The organism is Nitratireductor sp. WH36-1 (assembly GCF_058725515.1).
The window spans coordinates 3,421,231-3,442,282 of the sequence record NZ_CM178970.1 but is presented as its reverse complement, the minus strand read 5'-3'; the positions used below and the strand labels follow the sequence as shown (position 1 = coordinate 3,442,282).

The window sequence follows — 21,052 nt, the reverse complement described above, 5'->3', positions numbered from 1 at the left end:
CCGGCCAAAGTCCCCTTGAAGGTCAACAAAAAGCAGCTCCCCATGCCGCGGAGGCTGCTATAAACGAAAACAGCTTAAGATTGAAACACATTATACGCCAATACCCACATACTTTATGACATGTCCCGAAATTGGTGGAAAACCGAATGAGTCTGCAGAATCGCGTTAATCCATTCGGGCAATTGATTACAACCCATGCGCGCGGCCTCTTCACCGGCAATCGTGGGGTGATTCATGATCCTGACACAAAGACGCTCCTGCGCCGCCGCTGGACAACCAAAGCGTGGATCATCTGTCAGTGCAGTTTCAGGGGGCGGCATCGCGAGGTGATGGGCCGCAACGGGCCCTCCGGCGGGGCGGGCTGGACCGAGCTCTTCTTTCTCGATGAGGTCACGGCGCTGGCGGCAGGCCATCGGCCCTGCTTCCATTGCCGCAGGGAGCCCGCCACGCGCTTCATGAACTGCGCGCGCGAGGCCAGCCGGTCTCCGCAGATGAAAGCACCGGAGGCGGACGCCATCCTGCATGCGCAGCGCTATGCCGTCACCGGAACACCCGTGGAGCTCTCCGCATCGCAGGTCGCAAAGCTGCCCGACGGGGCAATGATCGCCATTGGCGAGAGAGCCCATGCGCTGCGTTCCGGTGTTCTTCACGAATGGGGCTTCGCGGGATATGGCGCGGCCCGCACCCTCGAGAGCCTGCCACCCGTCGTCCAGCTACTGACGCCGCGTTTGAGCATCTCGGCGCTTGAGGCCGGTTACGCGCCGGTCTGGCATGACAGCCTCGCCTCTTGACGCGGCATCGCCGATCCACCATCAGACCGCCATGCGTGCGAATTACAAATTGCAGCGGCTGTTCATCGATGCCGCACTCGCCCCCGACGCCGAGGTGGAAACCAGCCGGGAACAGGCCCACTATCTCAGCCATGTTCTGCGCCTGCGCGAGGGAGCCGAGGTTCTCGTCTTCAATGGCCGCGATGGCGAATGGCATGCGGAGCTCATTGAAGCCGGCCGCAAGTCGGTGCGCCTGCGCATGACGAAACAGGCCCGGCCGCAGACCCCGCTGCCCGACCTGCTTTACTGCTTCGCTCCCCTGAAGAAGGGGCGGCTCGATTATCTGGTGCAGAAGGCCGTGGAAATGGGGGCAGGGCGTCTCCAGCCGGTCATCACCCAGCACACCCAGGTGGCCAAACCCGGCACGCAGCGCCTCGAGGCCAATGTGATGGAGGCTTCCGAGCAGTGCGGCATTTTGGCCGTGCCCGAGGTGCTGGAGCCGGTGAAACTCGACCGGCTTCTTGCCGACTGGGATCCCGAACGGCGTCTCATTTTCTGCGATGAGGATGCGGCGACCAACAATCCCATGCAGGCGCTTTCGGGCGTTACCGAGAAGAAGCTGGCGCTGCTTGTGGGGCCGGAAGGCGGGTTTTCCGACGCGGAACGCGCCCAATTGCGCGCTTTGCCCTTCGTCACATCCATTCCGCTTGGCCCGCGCATTCTGCGCGCCGACACGGCAGCCGTTGCCGCGCTCGCCGTCATTCAGGCAAGCGTTGGCGACTGGGAATGAGTGGAGTAGTAAAGCGCTTGTGAAGAGAGGTTGACGCTCCTGTCAGCACTTTTTACTTGAAGCGGATTGTCAGCATGGTCCATCAGATCGCTGATGGTTTGCCAGGAGAGCAGTTATGGCCCGTGACACCACCGACAATCGGCCGATCGAGCGGGTCGAAGAGCTTGCCGACGATCTCGCGAAGGGCTGCAAGCCGCGCGAGAAATGGCGCATCGGCACCGAGCATGAAAAATTCCCCTTCTATGTCGATGGCAATCGCCCCGTTCCCTATGAGGGCGAGCGCGGCATCAAGGCCGTTCTGGAAGGCATGCAGCGCGTTCTCGGATGGGACCCGATCAATGATGACGGGAACATCATCGGTCTTGTCGAGCCGACGGGGCAGGGCGCCATCTCGCTGGAGCCGGGCGGACAGTTCGAATTGTCCGGCGCACCGCTGGAGACGCTCCACCAGACCTGCCGCGAGGGCAATGCCCATCTGGCGCAGCTGCGCGAGATCGCAGAGCCGCTCGGCATTCGCTTCCTCGGTCTCGGCGGCAGTCCCAAATGGACGCTGGCCGAAACGCCGCAGATGCCCAAATCGCGCTACAAGATCATGACCGCCTACATGCCGAAGGTCGGCACACAGGGCCTCGACATGATGTACCGCACCTGCACCATTCAGGTTAACCTCGACTTCGAGACCGAAGCCGACATGCGTCGCAAGATGCAGGTCGCGCAGCGCCTGCAGCCGCTTTCCACGGCGCTGTTTGCCAATTCTCCGTTCACCGAAGGCCGGCTGAACGGCTACCAGTCATGGCGCGGCGAGATCTGGCGCGACACCGACAATCAGCGTTCGGGCCTTCTGCCCTTCGTGTTCTCCGATAATTTCGGATTCGCCGATTACGTCGAGTGGGCGCTCGACGTGCCGATGTATTTCATCATCCGCGACGGCCGCTATCACGACTGTACGCATGTCACCTTCCGCCAGTTCATGAATGGCGCGCTGAAGGATGAGGTGACCGACGGCCTGCCCACCATTGGCGACTGGTCGAACCATCTTTCCACCCTGTTCCCGGATGTGCGCCTCAAGCGTTTCCTGGAAATGCGCGGCGCCGATGGCGGCCCGTGGCGGCGCATCTGCGCGCTCCCGGCCTTCTGGGTCGGTCTGCTCTACGATCAGGCCGCGCTCGACGCCGCCCATGATCTGACTTCGGACTGGTCGTTCGAGGAGATCGAGGTGATGCGCAACGCCGTGCCGACGGAAGGTCTTGCCACGCGTTTCCGCAATCACGACCTGCGTGAGGTTGCGCGCGAGGTTCTGGCCATTTCGCGCAAAGGGCTTTCCGCCCGCAAATGTCTCAATCCGGAAGGCTATGACGAGGCGAGCTTCCTCAGCCCGCTTGATGAGATCGTGGCCCGCGGCACCACGAGCGCGCAGGAGCTCGCCAACGCGTTCAACACGCGCTGGGACCGCTCCATCGAACCGGTGTTCCTCGAGCAAGCCTACTAAGCCTGCCCGGACCGGGCGTTTTTTCGGACAGGCTTTTCGGGTCGGCAAAGACAAAGCGCGCTTGTCGGGTTATCTTCCTGAAACAATGGTTTGCTATCCGCCTGTCACCCTTGGGATGACACTGGCGGGATTACTAAGGAGATGCCCATGCTTCCGCTGTTCGAGATGCTCAACAATGCCGGTCAGGGACAGGGCGTGGACCAGTTCGCCCGGCAGTTCGGCATTTCGCAGGATCAGGCGCAGCAGGCCATGGAAGCGCTTCTGCCGGCTTTCAGCCAGGGTCTGAAGCGCAACGCCGCCGACCCCTATGGCGCGGGCAATTTCCTTGGCGCGCTCGCGTCGGGCCAGCACGCCAAATATTTCGAGGATGCGGCAAGCGCCTTCAGCGCGCAGGGCATGACCGAGGGCAATGGCATTCTTGGCCATCTCTTCGGCTCCAAGGATGTAAGCCGCGCCGTGGCCAGCCACGCCGCGCAGGCGACCGGGCTTGGCGAAGACATGATCAAGCAGATGCTGCCGGTGCTCGCCTCCATGATCATGGGTGGCCTGTTCAAACAGTCGACCGGCCAGATGCCCGGCGCGCAGCCGCGCCAGGCACAGACGCAGGCGCAGGCCGGTGGTGGCGGCATGCTGGGTGACCTGATGGAGCAGATGATGCGCCAGATGGGCCAGCAGCCGGGTTCCACGCAGTCGCGCAGCCGCGCGCCTTCGGGCATGAGCCCTTCAGACAATCCGTTCGGGCAGATCCTTGAAGGCATGTTCGGTGGCGGCGCAGGCGGTTCTTCCGGGCGCAGCGCTCCCTCCGGCGGGCAGGGCAACAACCCGCTTGGCGATATTTTCGATCAGTTCCTGAGGGGCGGTCAGGGCGCATCGCAGACCCGCCGCGAACCGGAGCCTGAGCCCAATCCAAGCGGGCGCCCGCGCAATCCCTATGACGATCTGTTCGGCCAGATGTTCGAGACCGGACGCCAGACGCGCGACGATTATGAGCGCGGCGTGGAAAACATTTTCGAGCAGTTCCGGCAGGGCATGGAGCGCCACCGCTAATCTCTCTGCAGCCTGTTACGCCACAGCGGCTTTCCGGTTGTGCAAGGTGGCCGCAGTTCTTTTGCCCGATGGCGAAGCGGTCTATGTCTGGTTCATTCCCGGAGGAGATGAGCCTTGATGTATTGTCCGCCCGCCTTTCGCGTTGAAGAACTCGCGTCGCTTCACGGTCTGATGCGTGCGGCGCGGCTCGCCAATGTCGTAACCTTCGGGGCCAACGGGTTGCATGCCAGCCCTCTGCCTCTGTTCCTTGACGAAACCGAAGGCCCTTTCGGCACGCTTTACGGTCATTTCGCGCGCGCCAATGCGCAGTGGAAGGATGCACCGCTGAGTGACGCGCTGGCGATCTTCATGGGGCCGGACGCCTATGTCTCGCCGTCCTGGTATGCTTCCAAGAAGGAGCATGGAAAGGTCGTCCCCACCTGGAATTACAGTGCGGTTCACGCGCGCGGCCCGATCGAATTCTTCGATGATGAGGCGCGGCTTCGCGATGTGGTGGAGCGGCTGACCAATCTCCACGAGGCCGAACGACCCGACGTCTGGTCGGTGTCGGATGCGCCTGCGCCCTTCCTCAGGGGGCAGTTACGCGGGATCATCGGGCTGCGGCTTCCCATCACCGGTCTTGAGGGCAAGAACAAGATGAGCCAGAACCGCAGCGCCGCAGACAGGGCCGGTGTCGCAGAAGGAATGGCCGGCAGTTCTCACGCCTCCGAGAGGGCGGTTGCAGGGAAAATTCCGGTGGAATGAAGCCCCGTCCCGCATTTCACATGGGGACCGTTTGACGCGGTAATGCTTGTGAAGCGCCGTTTTGATTGACTCAACGCATCCATAATCCTATAAGCCCGCCACGCTTGGGCCTTGCGTCTGGCGGCGTGTTGTCACGCCTTCGGACATGCCCGAAAAAGCGAAGCTCCTGTTCAAAGAAACAGAATAAAGAAGGGCCGCACTCCGCGGTATTAAATAAATGAAGCGTACATATCAGCCTTCCAAGATCGTTCGTAAGCGTCGGCACGGATTCCGCGCCCGCATGGCCACAAAGGGCGGTCGCCGCGTTATTGCAGCGCGTCGCAGCCGTGGTCGCAAGCGGCTGTCCGCATAAGGTTCGGAGGCGAGGCCGGAAAGATGACGGACCGGCCAGCCGTCCCACCCCCGGCGCGTCTCAAGAAACGCGCCGAATTTCTGGCTGTCCGTCGCGGTGAAAAACGGCGCGGGCGGCTTTTTTTGCTGGAAGTGCTTGATCGTGGGGATGAAAGTCCGCCGCGGCTGGGCATCACGGTAACGAAAAAAGTCGGCAACGCGGTTGTTCGAAACCGCGTGCGCCGGCGGCTCAAAGAAGCCTGCCGCCTCCACGCGGTCCACGACATGGCCGCCGGCAAGGATTATGTGATCGTGGCGCGGCGTTCTGTGCTTGATGCACCGTTCGCCTCCCTGAAAGACGAGCTTTCCCGCCGTATCGGAGAAACCGAGAACCGGCGCGGAAAGGGCAAGGACCTTGATGGATAACAATCGCAATTTTCTCATCACGATCGCGCTCTCCGTGGTGATCCTGACGCTCTGGCAGGTGTTCTACATGAACCCGCGCATTGAGTCGGAGCGCGAGATCGCGCAGATCGAAACGCAGCAGGCCGCGGAAGCCGCACAGGCCCTTGCGCAATCCAACGGTGAGAACAGCGATATTCCCACCCCGACCAGCGGAGCCGGTGCGGTGCCGGGAACTGCCGGTCAGGCGGCCGTGCCTGCCGACCGCGAGACGGCGATTGCCGGCAGCGAGCGCGTGGAGATCAACACGCCGCGCATTTCGGGCTCCATCAATCTGACCGGCGCACGTCTCGACGACCTGCTCCTCAAGGATTACCGGGTCACGGTCGACAAGGATTCGCCGAACATCCAGCTTCTCAACCCCTCGACCGGTCCTGACGGCTATTATGTCGAGACCGGCTATGTGGGTTCGGAAGCCGCTGGCGCGCTGCCGGGTCCGTCCACCCAGTGGACCATCACCGAGGGCGAGGTTCTCACCCCCGATACGCCTGTCACGGTCTCCTTCACCAACGACAAGGGCCTGACCTTCAATCGTACCTTCTCGGTCGATGGCAATTACATGTTCACCGTGTCGGACGCGGTGGAGAATGCTTCCGGCGCTCCGGTTGCGCTGCGCAATTATGGCCGCACCACCCGCATCGGCACGCCCGCGACCTCCGGCATCTACATTCTGCATGAGGGCCTCATCGGCGTGACCGGCGAGGAAGGCCTGCAGGAAATCGATTATTCCGACGTCGAGGAAGAAAAGCGCATCACGCCCGGCAAGTCGTCCGATGGCTGGCTCGGCATCACCGACAAGTACTGGGCGGTCACGATGATCCCCCGTACCGGTCAGGACTTCCAGCCGCGCTACACCTATTCCGGCGACACCACCCCGCGCTACCAGGCCGATTATCTGACCGACGAGATCGTGGTCGCCGATGGCGCTTCGGTCACCTCTGAGCTGATGGTTTTCGCCGGTGCGAAAGAGGTCAATGTTGTCGACGCCTACGAGACGGCCGATGGCGTGCGCCAGTTCGAGCTTCTGATCGACTGGGGCTGGTTCTACTTCCTCACCAAGCCGATGTTCTTCCTCATCGACTGGCTGTACAAACTGCTTGGCAATTTCGGCCTGGCCATTCTGGCCACCACGGTTGTCGTCAAGCTCATCTTCTTCCCGCTCGCCAACAAGTCCTACAAGTCCATGGCGAACATGAAGAAGGTTCAGCCTGCCATGCTCGAAATCCGCGAGAAATATGCGGATGACAAGATGAAGCAGCAGCAGGCGATGATGGAGCTCTACAAGAAAGAGAAGATCAATCCGCTGGCCGGCTGCTGGCCGATCCTGATCCAGATTCCGGTGTTCTTCTCGCTCTACAAGGTGCTCTACGTCACCATCGAAATGCGTCACGCACCGTTCTTCGGCTGGATTCAGGACCTTTCGGCTCCCGATCCGACGTCGATCTTCAACCTGTTCGGTCTGCTGCCTTACGACGTTCCGGCCTTCCTGATGATCGGCGTCTGGCCGCTGATCATGGGTGTCACCATGTTCCTGCAGATGCGCATGAACCCGACGCCGCCGGATCCGACGCAGGCCATGATCTTCAACTGGATGCCGGTGATCTTCACCTTCATGCTGGCCACGTTCCCGGCCGGTCTGGTGATCTACTGGGCATGGAACAACTTCCTCTCCATCGTCCAGCAGGGCGTGATCATGAAGCGCCAGGGCGCGAAGATCGAGCTCTGGGACAATCTGGCCGGATTGTTCAAGAAGAAGCCAAAACCTGCCGAATAGGCGGTAATCAAAGAAAAAGCCCCGGTTTGACCGGGGCTTTTTTGTTTTGGACAATTGCCCGCCGCGCTTCATCCGACGGTGCGCGGATGCTGGAGGTCCGGCGCGTTTAATCGAGCAGTTCGCGCAGCGCCATGCGCTTGTAATCGTCCACAAGACGGCGGCCTTCCGCTTCAGGCATCTGGATCGCCAGCCGCATGGTCGCCTCGCCCAGATGGATGATCAGAAGGGCGGTGGAGGCCGTGGCGTCCGGGTCGCGCGCTGGCTTGGCGCGCAGCATCGCAGCAGCCAGTTCCTGCGCATTCGCGCGCGCATCTTCCAGATCCAGATCGCAAAGCGCCTTGTCGGCCTGCGTGCCCGACCAGATGTCCCGCATCACGGGCTCCGAGAGGAACATCGCGTAATACTCGTCGATCAGCTCCGTGAAAGCCTGTTCCAGCTCGCTCGGGCTGGAGACGCCATCAAGCCCCTGACAGATACAATCCCGGCCCGCCTCGTTGTAGTGCTCGGCCAGCGTACGGACGATGGCGGCCTTGTCCGGGAAATACTGGTAAAGCGAGCCGATGGAGATGCCCGCCCGCGCGGCCACATCGCTCATCCTGAGCTGATCACTTCCTGCTTCCGCAATCATCTGTGTCGCCACCGCAAGAATGCGCTCCACGCGCTCCTGAGCGCGTTTCTGCATGGGCCTCTTGCGAATGCTGGCACCGTGGCCGGTTTCCGTCTCAGACATTGAAATCCTTTTGTGAGGGATGCTCACATTGCTGTTGACATCAATAATATGAGGATTTATCACATTTGCAAATGTGAGAGTTTATCACTTTATGGGGGCCAGCATGACAGACCAGCAGATCGACCCAGCCCGACCCATTCTCGTGACCGGCGGCACGGGCAAGACCGGTCGCCGCGTTGCGGCGCGGCTCAGCGAGGCGGGCATTCCCGTCCGCGCCGTCTCGCGCAGCAGCGAGATCCCGTTCGATTGGGAAAAGCCAGAGACATGGGATGCAGCGCTTGATGGCGTGGGCGCCGCCTATGTCAGCTATTATCCGGACCTCGCGGTGCCGGGCGCTGCCGAGACGGTCGATGCGTTTGCGAAGCGCGCGCTGGAGAAAGGCGTAAAGCGGCTGGTGCTTCTGTCGGGCCGGGGCGAAGAAGGAGCCGAGCACGCAGAGCAGCTCCTGATGCAGAGCGGGGCCGACTGGACGATCCTGCGCGCGGACTGGTTCTTCCAGAATTTTAGCGAAGCCTTCTTTCTCGATGCGATCCTGGCCGGCGAACTCGCCTTGCCCGTCGGCGATGTGCGCGAGCCCTTCATCGACGTTGAGGATATCGCCGACGTGGCCTTCGTCACGCTCACGCAGCCAGGTCATGCGGGCAGGGCGTACACGCTCACAGGCCCGCGTTCCATGCGCTTTGACGACATGGTGAGCGAGATCGGGCAGGCGTGCGGGCGCGACATCCGCTTCATTCAGATCCCGGTCGACGTCTTCGTGGAAGGCGCGCGCCAGCAGGGGCTTGAGGAGCCGCTTGTGGCCCTCATGCGCGAATTGTTCACCGAGGTTCTGGACGGGCGCAATGAAAGCTTGAGTGACGATGTCGAGAAATTGCTCGCCCGCCCGCCGCGCGACTTCTCCGATTTTGTCCGCCGCACGGCGCAGACCGGCGTCTGGGATGTCGCCTGATCCACGCTCAACGCAAACCTGATGAGGATGCCGTCATGACCGTCCGCTCTTTGCATTGGCCGTTCTTGCCACGCTGGAGCGGGCGTCATGGCGGCGTCTTCCTGACGTTTTGCCATTGTTGCCCGCGCGCCGCGCCTCCGCTATGAAGGGGGCCGCAATCAGGGAGCGCCTTCGATGAACAACTAAGGGGACCGCAACAGACACGCCGCCGTGACTTCAGGTCCGGTCCGTTTTCCGCATGCCGGAGGCGGTGTTTTCTTCCCCTTTGTTGAGATCAAGGAGGTCCTCATGCACGGACCCAATCCCGCCACGCCATATCCCATGGCCGGCTTTCCCCGCACCGTATTCCTGAAAAATTTCATCACCCGTCCCAATATCGAGGTGGGCGACTTCTCCTATTACGACGATCCGCAGGGCGCGGAGCGTTTCGAGGAGAACAATGTCCTCTACCATTTCGACTTTCTGGGCGACCGGCTGGTCATCGGCAAATTCGTGGCCATCGCCCATGGCGCGACGTTCATCATGAACGGCGCAAATCACCTCATGACCGGCTTCTCCACCTTTCCCTTCAACATTTTCGGCAATGGCTGGGAGGAAGGTTTCGACGCCCGGACCTATCTGGAGCACGGGCGCGGCGACACGATTGTCGGAAACGATGTGTGGATCGGCCGGCAGGCGCAGATCATGCCGGGCGTCACCATTGGCGACGGGGCGGTGATCGGCGCGAACGCCGTGGTCGCCTCCGACGTTCCGCCCTATGCGATTGCCGTGGGCAATCCGGCCCGTGTCCTGCGCGTGCGCTTTGCGCCGGAAACCGTGGCGGCGCTTCTCGAAATCGCATGGTGGTCCTGGCCCACCGAGAAGATCAGCCGCAACCTTGCGGCCATTCGCGGTGCGGATCTGGAGGCCCTGAAGGCTGCCCGCTGAGGCGGCCTTCATCCCTTTCTCATTAAACTTGACTTTTTTAGTAAAGCATTGTGTCTGTGGTCGGGTCGCTCCGAACCTTCGGGGCGGAAAGCCGAGAGACAGGCGACATGATACATCTGGATCCGATTGGTGACTTTGCACCTCACCATCCTTGCGAAACGCAGGAGCTGGAACGTCATCGCGGCAAGCTCCTGCGTGTCGAGCGCCTGCGCTCCAAGGTGAAGGCGGCCAAGGCCGCCGCCGCAGAAAGCCTTTCCCGCGCAAACGACGCGCCGGAGCCGCATGACAGCGCAAACACGCTGTTCGTTGCCCTGTTCGACGCGCACTGCCGGGATCGGGAAAAGCTGTTCGAGGCCATGCGCGAACTCGATGAGGCGTGCCGGGAGCTGCACGCCGCATCTGCGGGCATGAATTTCGTCGCCTCGCTCCCGCACCGGCCAGCCAAGCAATTAGAAGGGACTGCGTTTCACAGATGACTGGATTTGAGCGTCGCCGCGAAGAGGCGGAAATGCATCTGCGCATGCAGTTGATGAAGGAAATGAGCGAGGTCATGCAGCGCACGGGCCTGCCGCCGATGATCGTCATGCGCGAGGCCGTGCGGGCCATTGGCGTGATCTATCGCGAAACGGCCGATGCGCATCAGGGGCCGGGCTCCTGTTCCTGCGGATGGCAGCCGCAGGAAGCCGCCGATCTCGACTATCTGGGCCGCGCTCTGCTCGAGGCGAGCCGCCAGCCGCGCCGCCGCGACCTCGGCGCGATGCAGGTTCTCGGCACCGCCTGAGCGGTGCGTCCGGTGCGGTTTCCCCAACAGCGCTGTTGACAAAAGCCTCGCCAGTCTTGATGCCGTCATCTGAACGATAATGGAGATGATGGCGTGAACGCATCAGAAGATGGCGCAGCCACCGGCAACGCGCAGACTGAGCAGCAGATCGGCCGGCAAATCGACCGAACGAGTTTCCTGCGGCCGTGGGTGTTCCTGCGCGGCGCGCCTGCAATGAAGTTTCTGCCGCCGGAAGGGCCGCCCGAAGTGGCGTTCGCCGGTCGCTCGAATGTGGGCAAGTCGTCGCTCATCAATGCGCTCATCGCGCAGCGTGGTCTTGCGCGCACCTCCAACACGCCGGGCCGCACGCAGGAACTGAACTTCTTCGTCCCCGATGGCTATTCCGGCGCCGATGGCGACATGCCGCCCATGGCGATCATCGACATGCCGGGCTATGGCTTCGCCAAGGCGCCCAAGGCGCAGGTCGACGCCTGGACGGAACTGGTGTTCGATTATCTGAGAGGCCGGGTGACGCTGAAGCGCGTCTTCCTGCTGATCGACGCACGCCACGGCATCAAGAAGAATGACGAGGAGGTCATGGACCTGCTCGACAAGGCTGCCGTTTCCTATCAGGTGGTGCTCACCAAGATCGACAAGATCAAACCGCCCGCAGTGGTGCGGCTGCTTGCCGATACCGAAGCGCAGCTGAAGAAGCGCGCCGCAGCCTATCCGGAGATCGTCGCCACCTCTTCGGAGAAGGGGCATGGCATGGACGAACTGCGCAACGCCATCGCGCGCGCCGTCTCGGACGGCTGACGCGCGAAGGCGAGAATGAGCAGACTTAGCTGGGCGCAGACTTAGCTTGGCATTGTGGGGCCGGGCCTGAACTGCATGGCCACGCCATTGATGCAGTGGCGCTTGCCGGTCGGTTGCGGTCCGTCATCGAAAATGTGGCCCAGATGGCCGCCGCAGCGGCGGCAGTGGCACTCGGTGCGGGTCATGAACAGCGAGTTGTCCGGCCGCGTGCCGATGGCGTTCGGCAGCGCTTCCCAGAAGCTTGGCCAGCCGGTGCCGGAATCGTATTTCACTTCAGATGAATAGAGCGGCAGGTCGCAGCCTGCGCAATGGAAGAGCCCGGCGCGCTTCTCATTGTTCAGCGGGCTCGTAAAGGCCCGTTCCGTCGCTTCTTCGCGCAGAACCGCAAACTGCTGTTCGGTCAGGATGGCGCGCCATTCGTCTTCGGTCTTCGTGATCTCGAAGGTCTCGGCCATGGCGCTGCCGCCGGGGCGCCTGTGCGCCAGAAATGCGCCTCCGGTCAGGGTCGCGAAAGCGCCCGCCGCGCCATAAAGAAAATTACGCCGTCTCATCGTCAAACTCCTTCGCACATCATGTCGTGCAGTGAACGCCGGGAAAACCGGGGAGGATTCGGGCCGACCCTAAGCCCGGTGATCCATCACCTCCAAGTCAAGTCGGTGTGAGATGAGGGGTACTGGAGGGCAGCCGAAGCCGCCCTCCAGATGCGTGCCAGATGCCTGAAAGCAATCTGCGATCAGCCCTTCGGCAGAAGCACCGTGTCGATGACGTGGATGACGCCATTCGACTGGTCGACGTCGGCAATGGTCACAGTCGCCACATTGCCGTTCTCATCGGTCAGGGTGATGTTGTCGCCGTCCATCTTGGCTTCCAGCATGCAGCCGCCAACGGTCTTGACCGGGTGGTTGCCGCCATCATCGGAAATCATCTTGCCGATGGCATCGGACATGGCTTCGGTCGCGACCACGTGACAGGTCAGGATCGTGGAAAGCTGGTCCTTGTTTTCCGGCTTCAGCAGCGTCTCGACCGTGCCGTCCGGCAGTTTTTCAAAGGCGGCGTTGACCGGTGCAAACACGGTGAAGGGGCCTTCGCCGGACAGCGTGTCGACCAGGCCTGCAGCCTTCACGGCAGCCACCAGCGTGGTGTGATCTTTCGAGTTGACCGCGTTTTCGACGATGTTCTTGTCGGCATACATGGCTGCGCCGCCAACCATCGGGTTTTCGGCCAGAGCCGATCCCGTGAAAGCGAGAGCGAGCGAGCCGGCGAGAAGGGAAGCAGTGAACTTGCGCATGTCTAAACTCCTCAGGTTCGTTTGCGGGACCGCCTTCATGGCCGGCCCTTTTGGGAACACGAGGAGCCACGGATGCCTTCTGCGGAGAGTTTCAAAAAAAGTTCGATTTTTTTTGAAGAAGGCCGAAATCAGATGTCGCGCAGGTCGCCGAGCGCAACCACCGGACCCGTCGGCGCGCCCGATGGCGATCCGCCCAGCGGCTCCGTGGTGATGGCGAAGACCGCACCGGCGTCGATGGCCTCACCGAGCGCCTGGCTCAGCGCAACGTGAACGCTGGACCCGACCGGAATGATGCCCAGAGAAACCGGCGCATTGTCGCCCTCTATGGCCCAGAGTTCGAAGTCGCGCCCATCGGGCCGCGCGCCCGAAACATGCGAGAGCGAGACATCGCGTTTCGTCCCGTCATAGACCGCGAGATAACGCACATCCGTGTCGTCATGGGCGAGGGAGGCGACGAAACGCTGCTCGGCCACCGGCGGTGCGCCGAAGGGCAGGCTGGTATAGGTCAGCGCGACATAGGCGGCAAAGGCCAGAAGCGCCGCCACGGCGAAACCGCGCCAGAATGCGAGGCTCGACCATAACCCCGGTCGGCTGGTCTGCGGGCCCGCACCGAACAGGCTTGCATCGATGGCTGTCTTCACACGGGCGGGCGCTTCCGCCGGTTCATAGGCGTCGGCCATGGGGGCAAGCTGCGCCTCCCACCGTTCCACGAGGCGCGCGAATTCGGGTTCCATCTCGATGCGGCGCGTGGCAGCGGCGCGCTCATCGGCAGCGAGAACGCCCAGCACATATTCGGCTGCAACGAGATCGTCCTCGTCGCGTCTGTCCGGTCCGTGTTCGTCTGCCACCGTCATCGTTCCAGGCATTCCCTGAGCTTTAGCAGGCTGCGCCGCAGCCAGGTTCGCATTGTGTTGAGCGGCACGTCGAAATGTGCTGCAAGTTCGGCATAGCTGTCGCCGTTGAGATAGGCTCCCCGCACCGCCGTGGCGCGGTCGGCCTCCAGTTCGGCAAGGCAGGCGTCAATGCGCCGCCGTTCGCTGCCGGCCTGAGCCATGGCCTCGGGGGTCGGCGCGGGGTCGGCAATTGCGTTCGCCTCATCCAGTTCTTCCGTCGGGGCCTTGCGCGCCCGCAGCCGGTCGATGGCGTGATTGCGCGCCACCGCCACGAGCCAGGTGATCGGGCTCAGGTCCGACGCGGCAAACCGGTCGGCCTTGGTCCATATCTTCACATAGACTTCCTGCAGCGCCTCTTCGGCCTCCGCCCTGTCTTTCAAGACACGCAGGCAGACGCCAAAGAGTTTCGCGCTCGTGTGCCGATAAAGCAGATCGAACGCCGCACGCTCCCGGAGCGCGGTTCTGAAGATCAGCTTCGTTATCTCATCTGGCGTCATGGGCGGAAGATTAGGCGGATTGTCGACTTGTGGGAAGGCGGGTTTGCAGAACAGCTAGCGCGCGCACAGACAAAGGCAAGGGGGCGACTGCCGCGCGGATCAGGCTTTTTGTGTCCGGGGCATGCAAGATCATTTCACTTGCTGCGAAAAATGCTTTATGAAACCGCCGTTTTGACTTTGGGGAATAACGCGATGACGGACATGACGGAAACTGCAGAAGCACAGGCGCGCTTTCTTTCGGCGGCGCTGCCTTACATGCAGCGTTATGAGAACAAGACCATCGTCGTGAAATATGGCGGTCACGCCATGGGCGACAATGCGCTTGGGCAGGCTTTCGCCCGCGATATCGCGCTCCTCAAACAGTCCGGCGTCAGTCCCATCGTCGTTCATGGCGGCGGCCCGCAGATCGCGGCCATGCTCAAGAAAATGGGCATCGAATCGAAGTTCGAGGGCGGCTTGCGCGTGACCGACGCGAAGACCGTGGAGATCGTCGAGATGGTGCTTGCCGGCTCCATCAACAAGGAAATCGTGGCGCTCATCAATGCCGAGGGCGAATGGGCCATCGGCCTGTGCGGCAAGGACGGCAACATGGTGTTTGCCGAAAAGGCGCACAAGACGGTGGTCGATCCCGATTCCAACATCGAGCGCGTGCTCGATCTCGGTTTCGTCGGCGAGCCGGTGGAGGTCGACCGCACTTTACTGGACCTTCTGGCCCATTCTGAAATGATCCCCGTCATCGCTCCGGTCGCGCCCGGCCGCGACGGTCACACCTACAACATCAATGCCGATACGTTCGCCGGCGCCATCGCCGGTGCCGTTCGCGCCACGCGCCTCCTGTTCCTGACCGACGTGCCGGGCGTGCTCGACAAGGACAAGAACCTGATCGACGAGCTGACGGTCGCCGAAGCGCGCGCGCTCATCAAGGACGGCACGATTTCCGGCGGCATGATCCCCAAGGTTGAAACCTGCATCCAGGCGATTGAGCGGGGCGTCGAGGGTGTCGTCATCCTCAACGGCAAGACCGCGCATTCCGTGCTGCTCGAGCTCTTCACCGAGCATGGCGCGGGCACGCTGATCGTTCCGTAAGGGATGGCGTTGTGAACTGAACCCGCAATAGGGTACCATCCCAGCACTGAGAGTATCGGACCGGGAGGCGGATTCCGTCTTTCGGGCTATTCCGGTGCTTCAACAATGGCTTAGATCACCCTTGCGCGTCCAATTTGGCGCGCAGGAGCGTTCTGCGAGAATTATTGGACAAAATATAAGGCATACATTATATTGAGGGGGTGAAAGTGGCGATTTGGGTCTACTTTGGAGACGATTTCGATGCCGCTGGTGAGCTTTGCACCCTGCGCGACACCTATACGGGCGATGTCGACAAGAGTGCAGGCATCGTCAATGGCTTCTACGAGCTCCTTCGTATCACCAGACGGGGTTTCCTCCCTCATGTTGCATGGTTCCATGCGGGTGATGTCTTCCTTTTTCAGGACGCGAAGTTCCGAATGGTCGTCACAGTGCCGGGCGATGGCCGGAGGCAGACACGCGATGTCGTTCTTGCCGCGTCTGAAACCTTTGATTCCCGCATCTGGAGCCGGTGTGGCCGCAATACGCTTCTGGATGCTGCGCGTGAGCGCGTGAGGCTTGGAAAGGCTCGAAAATGGAGTCTGTAATGAAAAGTTTTGAGCAGGAGCTGCAGAGGATCGAAAGCGATCCGAAGCTGCGCTTTGCGCGTGCGCGCGCCAAAGCTGCGCGCCGCATCTCCGGTTTGCTTGTGGCCATGCGCAAGAGCGCGAAGCTTACCCAGTCCGAACTGGCGGCGCGGATCGGCGTCAGTCAGGCACGCATCTCACAGGTGGAAAGCGGTTTGATCGACCATACCCCATCGGTCGATATCGCTTTCGTGTTTGCTGCGGGCTGCGGCCGTTCTCTGGTGATGGCGTCAGCGCCCCTTGAGGAGCTGGCTGCACCGGGTGGCGATGCGGAGCTTTTTGGTGAAGTGGTCGCGGCTGCCGCACCGGAGCTGACACCTGTGGAGGTGGCGCATGTGGGGAAAGACATTTCCAGGCTACTGGAAGAAGCGCGGAAAGCTCACGCCACTGAGGAGCCGAAAGCGGCGTTAGCCGCCAAAGAGGAGCCGCCGCTGCCGGACGAATCGATGATTTAGAGCATTTTGCAGGCAGGTGGCATCACCTGACGTCCGCACAAATGCGGAGAAACAAACAGATAGGGCGGAGCAGCGTTTCCATGAAACGATGAACCGCTGGAGAAATTCCAGGAAAAGCAAAAACGCTACAGGACCTCGCAATGGCCTTTCTGTACGACATATTGATTGGCGCATATGCACCGGTGCTATCCGGATTTCTTGGCCTTCTGGGGTCGGTGTCGCTGGCAATTCCCACGCTGTCATCAGCGGATTCTCGGCGCACTCTCGTCCGCTTCCAGAGCCTGCAGGTCGAGCTGGAGGATCCCACCACATTCAATGAACAGGCCTTGCCGCTGCTTGATCAGGCGCTGCACGAAATCGATGTGGAGCGCAGGTGGTTCCGCTGGGGCCTGTTGCTGCTCGGCCTGTCCTTCGTGCAGATGGCCGTTCACGCGATGACAACTGCGTCCTGAAGCCGTAACAGCCAGCCGCCTACCAGAGCACCAGCAGCAGGATGCCCGCGACGATCAGCAGGCAGCCTGCCACTTCCGTGCGGTTGATGTGTTCACGGAAGAAGAAGACGGAGGAGGCGAAGGTGAAGATCATCTCGATCTGCGCCAGCGCCTTCACCACCGCCGCCTGTTGCAGGGTCATGGCGGTGAACCAGCCGAGCGATGCCGCAGCGCCGACGAGGCCCACGAAGAGCGAAGGCTTCCAGGCCTGCGCGATCCTGCCCACCTCGGCGCGGTCGCGCCACAGCATCCATGCCAGCATGATGACGGTCTGAAAGCTGATGGTGACGGCGAGCGTCGTCGTCGCCTGCATCAGGTAGTTCGGCCCGCCAAGCGAGAGCGAGGCCGCGCGATAGGCCACCGCCGTCACGCCGAACAGCGTGCCCGAGGCAAGGCCGATCAGCGCCGTGGGGCTGATCAGCGAGCGGAACAGATTGCCCCAGCTCATCGGCACCCGGGCGACCGAAATCAGCATCACGCCGATCACCGTCACCGCGATGGCAACCAGCGCGCCGAAACCGGCGACCTCGCCAAGCAGAACCAGACCGAAGATCGCGGCCTGCGCCGGTTCGGTGCGCGAATAAGCGGTGCCGACAGCGAAATTCCGAAAGGAAAAGAGATAGATCAGCAGAAACTGCGCGGAAATCTGCCCCAGTCCGCCAAGAATGGTCCAGGCAAGAAAGGTGCCGTGAATTTCGGGGATCTCGTATCCGGCCGCAAAATGCAGCGCCAGCCACAGAGCGAGCACGAAGGGCATGCCGAACCCGAAGCGCACGAAGGTCGCGCCGGTCGTTCCCATCACACCCTTGAGGTGCTTTTGACCGACGGAGCGCAGGTTCTGCAGAAAGGCGGCGGCGATGGTGATCGGTATCCAGAGTTCCATGCTTCGCCTTCTGTCGTCTTCCGGCTCAATTGCCTTGGGATGTTGTCGCAAACGTGTATAGTCACCGCGGCAGCGAAAGAAAACTGCCACCTACAGGCCTCTGCCCAGACAGGATCGACCCAATCCAAGTGCTGGCCTGCCACCCTCTTGAAGACGAGGAGAGCAGAGGATGAAATACGTTCTGGTCACGATCTATCTGGGCTTCCGGACCGTCGGAATGACGTCTGCGGAGTTCAACAGCGCGGGCGCCTGCGAGAATGCGAGGAACCGCCTGGACGTGGGCACGCTCTCGCGAACCCAGTCCTTCTGCATCAAAAAGGGACTGAACGTGGACCGTTTGCCTGTCCCGGCATCCGACGGACAATGAAGCCGCACTGGCACAAGACACGTGCTCACCTGGCAGGTGAAAACCCCCGCAACCGGATTGCCGGTGGCGCGGAAGGTCTGCCATAACGGAGGCATGAGAAACCAGCCCGCTCCCGACCGCTTCACCCACGTCACCGACTGGGTGTTTGACCTCGACAACACGCTCTATCCACATCACAGCAATCTGTTCTCGCAGATCGATGTGAAGATGACGGCCTATGTGTCCGAGCTTCTGCAGCTCGACCGCACCGAGGCCAGAGCGCTGCAAAAGGATCTCTACAGGGAATACGGCACGACGCTCAACGGGCTGATGAAGCGCTACGACATCAATCCGGACGACTTCCTCGAAAAGGTCCACGACATCGACTATTCGTGGCTCGATCCCGATCCGAAGCTTGGTGATGCGATCCGCGCGCTGCCCGGCCGCAAGTTCATCTTCACCAATGGCGACCGCGGTCACGCAGAGCGTGCGGCGCGCCAGCTCGGCGTGCTCGACCATTTCGACGATATTTTCGACATCGTCGCCGCCGACCTTCTGCCCAAGCCGGCTGCGGCCACCTATGACCGTTTTCTGGCCCTTCACCGGGTGGTGGGCGAAAAGGCCGTGATGTTCGAGGATCTGGCCCGCAATCTGGCCGTTCCGAAGAAACTCGGCATGACCACGGTTCTCGTGGTGCCCAACAATTTCGAACCGGCGTTCGCGGAAATCTGGGAACAGGACCCGGATGAAGAAGACGATGTCGATTTCGTCACCGACAATCTCACCGATTTCCTGAAGAACATCCGGGTCTGATCCCGAACGAAAAGCGGGCGGGCGCGATCACGCCCCGCCCGGTGGCTTCTGCCCCAATGACTTTTGCCCCAAGGGCTCTAATGGCAGGAGCGTCGTTGCTAGTGGTTGTGCCCCGCTTCGGGCATGCCGCCACGCGCCGGCCCGGCCATGAGCTCGAGTTCCACCTTGCCGGCCTTCTCGAATTCCAGCGTCACCGGAACGGTCTCGCCTTCCTGAAAACCCTTCTCCACCTGCATGAACATGATGTGCAGGCCGCCGGGCTCCAGCGTCACGCTCTCACCGGCCGGAATGGTCAGGCCGCCTTCAACCGGGCGCATCACCATCACGTCATTGTTCATTTCCATCGTGTGGATTTCCACCTTGCCGGCGCGCGGCGAGGCGAGGGCCGTGAGCGTGTCGTCTTCCGCGCCGGTGTTCTCGATCACCAGATAGCCACCGCCTGCGGGCTGGCCGGGCAGCATCGCGCGCACCCACGGATCGCTGATCCTGAGGTCGCCGGCCTGAATGGCGTGGCTCATCGTGGCGTCGGCGGTTTCGCTTGTCGCCGCGTCCGCCTTTGGCGTGCTTTCCGCACTGGCGTTGAATGCAAGAAGGGGCAGGGCGGCTGCAGCCGCGAGGAGAATGTTGAAGCGCATTGTCTGTCTTTCTGTCTGATCTTTCAAAGGGCCGAAGCCCGGTTTGGCGGTGTCAGGCAGTCAGGGGCGGTGCGCGGATCGAGGGCGGCGTGTCGCCCCGTGTCGGGAGGCGGGCAGGTTGCCGCCATGCGATGCGAATGCTGCGTTCGCGCGCCGGTGTCTGAAGCGCGGTCACGGGAAGCGGCGGCGTTGCCGGTGCAAACTGAAAACTGCAGGAATGCCCTGTCAGGCAAAGCGGGCACTCGGCGTTTCGCGGGTGCTGGCGGTTCCCGTCAGCCGCCTTGCCGACCCCGTAGGTCGTGCAGATGACGAAGCCGTAGGAGGCCGGGGCGGCAGCCGCCACTGCGAGCGGCTGCAACAGGCCCATGACGAGCGAAAGAAGGCCCACGACCGCGAAAAGCTTCGCATCGCGGCGCAGGCTTTCAAACCAGCTCGTGTCGGCAGGGCTTGCCTTCATGCGTTTTGATCAGCTTCTCACAGTTCGTAGAACGCGGAGATCTTTTCCCAGGCTTCCTCTGCCGTGTCGACGAAGGTGATCAGCTCGTCGTCACCGGGGGAGATGGTGCCCTGCTCGGCGAGGAAGCCGAGGTCGATCGCGCCTTCCCAGAATTCCTTGCCGAACAGAATGACAGGCACCCGCTCCATGCGGCCGGTCTGGATCAGCGTCAGGGATTCGAACAGCTCGTCCATCGTGCCAAAACCGCCGGGGAACACGGCCACGGCTTTCGCGCGCATCATGAAATGCATCTTGCGGATCGCGAAATAGTGGAAGTTGAAGCAGAGTTCCGGTGTCACATAGACGTTCGGCGCCTGCTCATGCGGCAGCACGATGTTGAGACCGATGGAGGGCGCGCCGCAATCGGCAGCACCGCGATTGCCGGCTTCCATCACGCCGGGGCCACCGCCCGTCACCACAACATATTCGCGGTAATAGGATTTTGCCGATTCTTCCGAGCACAGCCGCGCGAATTTGCGCGCCTCTTCATAGTAGCGGCTGTTCTTTTCGAGGTTCTTGCGCTGCGTCTCGTTCTTGGCCGCCCAGGCGTCACCGCCGGGCTCGGGCAGGCGCGCGCCGCCGAACAGGATCACGGTCGAGCGGATGCCACGCTCGGCCAGCACCATTTCGGGCTTCAAGAGCTCCAGCTGTAGGCGCACGGGCCGCAGCTCGCGCCGCGTCATGAAGTCTTCGTCATTCCAGGCGAGGCGATAGGTGTCCGCGCGGGTCTGGGGCGTATCGGGCACCTGGCGGGCGCGGCGCAGATCCTCGTCGGAATGCGGCAGAGGCGTCCAGCCATTCTCGTCTTTGGTTTTCATGTTCCTGTTCCTGTCTCCGTCCTTCGGTACTCTGGCCTTCGGTGCTTTGCCGCGCTGGCGCGCGATCCCGTGATTGACCGCCACACGCGCTTCGCATAGTTTCCGCGCCGGCCTTGGGTCCTTCTCCCAAACTTATGGCT

28 protein-coding genes are annotated in these 21,052 nt (G+C 61.9%); 19 read left to right on the top strand and 9 right to left on the bottom strand.

The genetic code is table 11. From position 1 onward, the window contains the following. The first annotated feature begins 146 nt into the window (after window positions 1–146). From AC4PTT_RS16590 to yidC, 8 genes are all read left to right on the top strand, one after another. Window positions 147–791: a hypothetical protein gene (locus AC4PTT_RS16590; RefSeq protein ID WP_492161678.1), complete on the top strand. Its 645-nt coding sequence runs from the start codon at window positions 147–149 to the stop codon at window positions 789–791. A gap of 31 nt (window positions 792–822) precedes the next feature. Further along, window positions 823–1,560 (top strand): 16S rRNA (uracil(1498)-N(3))-methyltransferase, encoded by a 738-nt coding sequence (locus tag AC4PTT_RS16585; RefSeq protein ID WP_206544799.1) that lies wholly within the window; start codon window positions 823–825, stop codon window positions 1,558–1,560. 115 nt (window positions 1,561–1,675) lie between these two features. Then, entirely contained in the window at window positions 1,676–3,049 is a 1,374-nt protein-coding gene (locus tag AC4PTT_RS16580) for a glutamate--cysteine ligase (RefSeq protein WP_206547126.1), read from the top strand. Window positions 3,050–3,196: 147 nt separating this feature from the next. Then, entirely contained in the window at window positions 3,197–4,096 is a 900-nt protein-coding gene (locus tag AC4PTT_RS16575; RefSeq protein ID WP_492161677.1) for a DUF937 domain-containing protein, read from the top strand. A 117-nt stretch (window positions 4,097–4,213) separates the two neighbouring features. After that, the gene (locus AC4PTT_RS16570) at window positions 4,214–4,840 is read left to right on the top strand and encodes an FMN-binding negative transcriptional regulator (RefSeq protein ID WP_492161676.1); all 627 of its coding nucleotides are present in this window, start codon (window positions 4,214–4,216) and stop codon (window positions 4,838–4,840) included. 217 nt (window positions 4,841–5,057) lie between these two features. Continuing rightward, window positions 5,058–5,192, top strand: a complete 135-nt coding sequence (gene rpmH, locus AC4PTT_RS16565; RefSeq protein WP_206544691.1) for a 50S ribosomal protein L34 — start codon at window positions 5,058–5,060, stop codon at window positions 5,190–5,192. A gap of 23 nt (window positions 5,193–5,215) precedes the next feature. Further along, the gene (gene rnpA, locus AC4PTT_RS16560) at window positions 5,216–5,596 is read left to right on the top strand and encodes a ribonuclease P protein component (RefSeq protein ID WP_492161675.1); all 381 of its coding nucleotides are present in this window, start codon (window positions 5,216–5,218) and stop codon (window positions 5,594–5,596) included. Continuing rightward, window positions 5,589–7,406, top strand: coding sequence for a membrane protein insertase YidC (gene yidC / locus AC4PTT_RS16555; RefSeq protein ID WP_206544800.1), 1,818 nt, complete (start codon window positions 5,589–5,591; stop codon window positions 7,404–7,406). The genes rnpA and yidC overlap by 8 nt, the downstream gene beginning before the upstream one ends. A gap of 106 nt (window positions 7,407–7,512) precedes the next feature. Here yidC and AC4PTT_RS16550 read toward each other — a convergent pair whose 3' ends face one another. Then, window positions 7,513–8,136 (bottom strand): TetR/AcrR family transcriptional regulator, encoded by a 624-nt coding sequence (locus tag AC4PTT_RS16550; RefSeq protein ID WP_206544692.1) that lies wholly within the window; start codon window positions 8,134–8,136, stop codon window positions 7,513–7,515. 103 nt (window positions 8,137–8,239) lie between these two features. On the opposite strand from AC4PTT_RS16550, the gene AC4PTT_RS16545 reads away from it, so the two are divergent. The 5 genes from AC4PTT_RS16545 (at window position 8,240) to yihA (ending at window position 11,588) form a co-directional block, all read left to right on the top strand. Then, on the top strand, window positions 8,240–9,085 hold the full coding sequence (locus tag AC4PTT_RS16545) for an NAD(P)H-binding protein (RefSeq protein WP_492161674.1): 846 nt from the start codon (window positions 8,240–8,242) through the stop codon (window positions 9,083–9,085). A gap of 288 nt (window positions 9,086–9,373) precedes the next feature. Then, window positions 9,374–10,012 (top strand): CatB-related O-acetyltransferase, encoded by a 639-nt coding sequence (locus AC4PTT_RS16540; RefSeq protein WP_492161673.1) that lies wholly within the window; start codon window positions 9,374–9,376, stop codon window positions 10,010–10,012. Between the two features lie 107 nt (window positions 10,013–10,119). Continuing rightward, the gene (locus AC4PTT_RS16535) at window positions 10,120–10,488 is read left to right on the top strand and encodes a hypothetical protein (protein WP_206544695.1); all 369 of its coding nucleotides are present in this window, start codon (window positions 10,120–10,122) and stop codon (window positions 10,486–10,488) included. Next, window positions 10,485–10,793: a hypothetical protein gene (locus AC4PTT_RS16530; RefSeq protein WP_206544696.1), complete on the top strand. Its 309-nt coding sequence runs from the start codon at window positions 10,485–10,487 to the stop codon at window positions 10,791–10,793. The genes AC4PTT_RS16535 and AC4PTT_RS16530 overlap by 4 nt, the downstream gene beginning before the upstream one ends. Window positions 10,794–10,940: 147 nt before the next feature. Further along, window positions 10,941–11,588, top strand: a complete 648-nt coding sequence (gene yihA, locus AC4PTT_RS16525) for a ribosome biogenesis GTP-binding protein YihA/YsxC (RefSeq protein ID WP_113156189.1) — start codon at window positions 10,941–10,943, stop codon at window positions 11,586–11,588. Window positions 11,589–11,629: 41 nt separating this feature from the next. Here yihA and msrB read toward each other — a convergent pair whose 3' ends face one another. The 4 genes from msrB to AC4PTT_RS16505 all read right to left on the bottom strand — a co-directional run bounded on the left by msrB (window position 11,630) and on the right by AC4PTT_RS16505 (window position 14,266). Next, on the bottom strand, window positions 11,630–12,139 hold the full coding sequence (msrB, locus tag AC4PTT_RS16520; protein WP_206554405.1) for a peptide-methionine (R)-S-oxide reductase MsrB: 510 nt from the start codon (window positions 12,137–12,139) through the stop codon (window positions 11,630–11,632). 182 nt (window positions 12,140–12,321) lie between these two features. Then, window positions 12,322–12,876: a fasciclin domain-containing protein gene (locus tag AC4PTT_RS16515; RefSeq protein WP_206993855.1), complete on the bottom strand. Its 555-nt coding sequence runs from the start codon at window positions 12,874–12,876 to the stop codon at window positions 12,322–12,324. Between the two features lie 128 nt (window positions 12,877–13,004). Continuing rightward, complete coding sequence (locus tag AC4PTT_RS16510) at window positions 13,005–13,730, bottom strand: anti-sigma factor (RefSeq protein WP_206554404.1); 726 nt, start codon at window positions 13,728–13,730, stop codon at window positions 13,005–13,007. Further along, window positions 13,727–14,266, bottom strand: a complete 540-nt coding sequence (locus tag AC4PTT_RS16505; RefSeq protein ID WP_206544700.1) for a sigma-70 family RNA polymerase sigma factor — start codon at window positions 14,264–14,266, stop codon at window positions 13,727–13,729. The genes AC4PTT_RS16510 and AC4PTT_RS16505 overlap by 4 nt, the downstream gene beginning before the upstream one ends. Window positions 14,267–14,458: 192 nt before the next feature. Between AC4PTT_RS16505 and argB the strand changes: the two genes are divergently transcribed. The 4 genes from argB to AC4PTT_RS16485 all read left to right on the top strand — a co-directional run bounded on the left by argB (window position 14,459) and on the right by AC4PTT_RS16485 (window position 16,882). Then, window positions 14,459–15,352, top strand: coding sequence for an acetylglutamate kinase (argB, locus tag AC4PTT_RS16500; RefSeq protein ID WP_206544701.1), 894 nt, complete (start codon window positions 14,459–14,461; stop codon window positions 15,350–15,352). 206 nt (window positions 15,353–15,558) lie between these two features. Beyond that, a complete protein-coding gene (locus AC4PTT_RS16495) occupies window positions 15,559–15,936 on the top strand; it encodes a hypothetical protein (RefSeq protein WP_492161672.1) in 378 nt (125 codons plus the stop codon). Next, window positions 15,936–16,430, top strand: coding sequence for a helix-turn-helix domain-containing protein (locus AC4PTT_RS16490; RefSeq protein ID WP_492161671.1), 495 nt, complete (start codon window positions 15,936–15,938; stop codon window positions 16,428–16,430). Before AC4PTT_RS16495 ends, AC4PTT_RS16490 begins: the two co-directional genes overlap by 1 nt. Window positions 16,431–16,570: 140 nt before the next feature. Beyond that, entirely contained in the window at window positions 16,571–16,882 is a 312-nt protein-coding gene (locus AC4PTT_RS16485; RefSeq protein WP_492161670.1) for a hypothetical protein, read from the top strand. Window positions 16,883–16,901: 19 nt separating this feature from the next. Here AC4PTT_RS16485 and AC4PTT_RS16480 read toward each other — a convergent pair whose 3' ends face one another. Then, the gene (locus tag AC4PTT_RS16480) at window positions 16,902–17,804 is read right to left on the bottom strand and encodes an EamA family transporter (RefSeq protein WP_492161669.1); all 903 of its coding nucleotides are present in this window, start codon (window positions 17,802–17,804) and stop codon (window positions 16,902–16,904) included. A gap of 169 nt (window positions 17,805–17,973) precedes the next feature. Between AC4PTT_RS16480 and AC4PTT_RS16475 the strand changes: the two genes are divergently transcribed. Further along, window positions 17,974–18,171: a hypothetical protein gene (locus AC4PTT_RS16475; RefSeq protein WP_206544705.1), complete on the top strand. Its 198-nt coding sequence runs from the start codon at window positions 17,974–17,976 to the stop codon at window positions 18,169–18,171. Window positions 18,172–18,264: 93 nt separating this feature from the next. Continuing rightward, the gene (locus AC4PTT_RS16470; protein WP_492161668.1) at window positions 18,265–18,963 is read left to right on the top strand and encodes a pyrimidine 5'-nucleotidase; all 699 of its coding nucleotides are present in this window, start codon (window positions 18,265–18,267) and stop codon (window positions 18,961–18,963) included. Window positions 18,964–19,061: 98 nt separating this feature from the next. Here the strand turns inward: AC4PTT_RS16470 and AC4PTT_RS16465 are convergent, their stop codons facing one another. From AC4PTT_RS16465 to AC4PTT_RS16455, 3 genes are read right to left on the bottom strand one after another with little or no spacing between them, the layout of a single operon-like run. Then, entirely contained in the window at window positions 19,062–19,598 is a 537-nt protein-coding gene (locus tag AC4PTT_RS16465; protein WP_206547135.1) for a copper chaperone PCu(A)C, read from the bottom strand. A gap of 52 nt (window positions 19,599–19,650) precedes the next feature. After that, entirely contained in the window at window positions 19,651–20,055 is a 405-nt protein-coding gene (locus AC4PTT_RS16460; protein ID WP_206993850.1) for a DUF2946 family protein, read from the bottom strand. Between the two features lie 17 nt (window positions 20,056–20,072). Continuing rightward, entirely contained in the window at window positions 20,073–20,912 is an 840-nt protein-coding gene (locus AC4PTT_RS16455) for an LOG family protein (protein WP_113154310.1), read from the bottom strand. Window positions 20,913–21,052: the final 140 nt, after the last annotated feature.

Coding starts and splice junctions, on each gene's coding strand:
- AC4PTT_RS16590 (WP_492161678.1), top strand. CDS start 147: ATGAGTCTGCAGAATCGCGTTAATCCATTCGGGCAATTGATTACAACC.
- AC4PTT_RS16585 (WP_206544799.1), top strand. CDS start 823: ATGCGTGCGAATTACAAATTGCAGCGGCTGTTCATCGATGCCGCACTC.
- AC4PTT_RS16580 (WP_206547126.1), top strand. CDS start 1,676: ATGGCCCGTGACACCACCGACAATCGGCCGATCGAGCGGGTCGAAGAG.
- AC4PTT_RS16575 (WP_492161677.1), top strand. CDS start 3,197: ATGCTTCCGCTGTTCGAGATGCTCAACAATGCCGGTCAGGGACAGGGC.
- AC4PTT_RS16570 (WP_492161676.1), top strand. CDS start 4,214: ATGTATTGTCCGCCCGCCTTTCGCGTTGAAGAACTCGCGTCGCTTCAC.
- rpmH (WP_206544691.1), top strand. CDS start 5,058: ATGAAGCGTACATATCAGCCTTCCAAGATCGTTCGTAAGCGTCGGCAC.
- rnpA (WP_492161675.1), top strand. CDS start 5,216: ATGACGGACCGGCCAGCCGTCCCACCCCCGGCGCGTCTCAAGAAACGC.
- yidC (WP_206544800.1), top strand. CDS start 5,589: ATGGATAACAATCGCAATTTTCTCATCACGATCGCGCTCTCCGTGGTG.
- AC4PTT_RS16550 (WP_206544692.1), bottom strand. CDS start 8,136: ATGTCTGAGACGGAAACCGGCCACGGTGCCAGCATTCGCAAGAGGCCC.
- AC4PTT_RS16545 (WP_492161674.1), top strand. CDS start 8,240: ATGACAGACCAGCAGATCGACCCAGCCCGACCCATTCTCGTGACCGGC.
- AC4PTT_RS16540 (WP_492161673.1), top strand. CDS start 9,374: ATGCACGGACCCAATCCCGCCACGCCATATCCCATGGCCGGCTTTCCC.
- AC4PTT_RS16535 (WP_206544695.1), top strand. CDS start 10,120: ATGATACATCTGGATCCGATTGGTGACTTTGCACCTCACCATCCTTGC.
- AC4PTT_RS16530 (WP_206544696.1), top strand. CDS start 10,485: ATGACTGGATTTGAGCGTCGCCGCGAAGAGGCGGAAATGCATCTGCGC.
- msrB (WP_206554405.1), bottom strand. CDS start 12,139: ATGAGACGGCGTAATTTTCTTTATGGCGCGGCGGGCGCTTTCGCGACC.
- AC4PTT_RS16515 (WP_206993855.1), bottom strand. CDS start 12,876: ATGCGCAAGTTCACTGCTTCCCTTCTCGCCGGCTCGCTCGCTCTCGCT.
- AC4PTT_RS16510 (WP_206554404.1), bottom strand. CDS start 13,730: ATGACGGTGGCAGACGAACACGGACCGGACAGACGCGACGAGGACGAT.
- AC4PTT_RS16505 (WP_206544700.1), bottom strand. CDS start 14,266: ATGACGCCAGATGAGATAACGAAGCTGATCTTCAGAACCGCGCTCCGG.
- argB (WP_206544701.1), top strand. CDS start 14,459: ATGACGGACATGACGGAAACTGCAGAAGCACAGGCGCGCTTTCTTTCG.
- AC4PTT_RS16490 (WP_492161671.1), top strand. CDS start 15,936: ATGAAAAGTTTTGAGCAGGAGCTGCAGAGGATCGAAAGCGATCCGAAG.
- AC4PTT_RS16485 (WP_492161670.1), top strand. CDS start 16,571: ATGGCCTTTCTGTACGACATATTGATTGGCGCATATGCACCGGTGCTA.
- AC4PTT_RS16480 (WP_492161669.1), bottom strand. CDS start 17,804: ATGGAACTCTGGATACCGATCACCATCGCCGCCGCCTTTCTGCAGAAC.
- AC4PTT_RS16475 (WP_206544705.1), top strand. CDS start 17,974: ATGAAATACGTTCTGGTCACGATCTATCTGGGCTTCCGGACCGTCGGA.
- AC4PTT_RS16470 (WP_492161668.1), top strand. CDS start 18,265: ATGAGAAACCAGCCCGCTCCCGACCGCTTCACCCACGTCACCGACTGG.
- AC4PTT_RS16465 (WP_206547135.1), bottom strand. CDS start 19,598: ATGCGCTTCAACATTCTCCTCGCGGCTGCAGCCGCCCTGCCCCTTCTT.
- AC4PTT_RS16460 (WP_206993850.1), bottom strand. CDS start 20,055: ATGAAGGCAAGCCCTGCCGACACGAGCTGGTTTGAAAGCCTGCGCCGC.
- AC4PTT_RS16455 (WP_113154310.1), bottom strand. CDS start 20,912: ATGAAAACCAAAGACGAGAATGGCTGGACGCCTCTGCCGCATTCCGAC.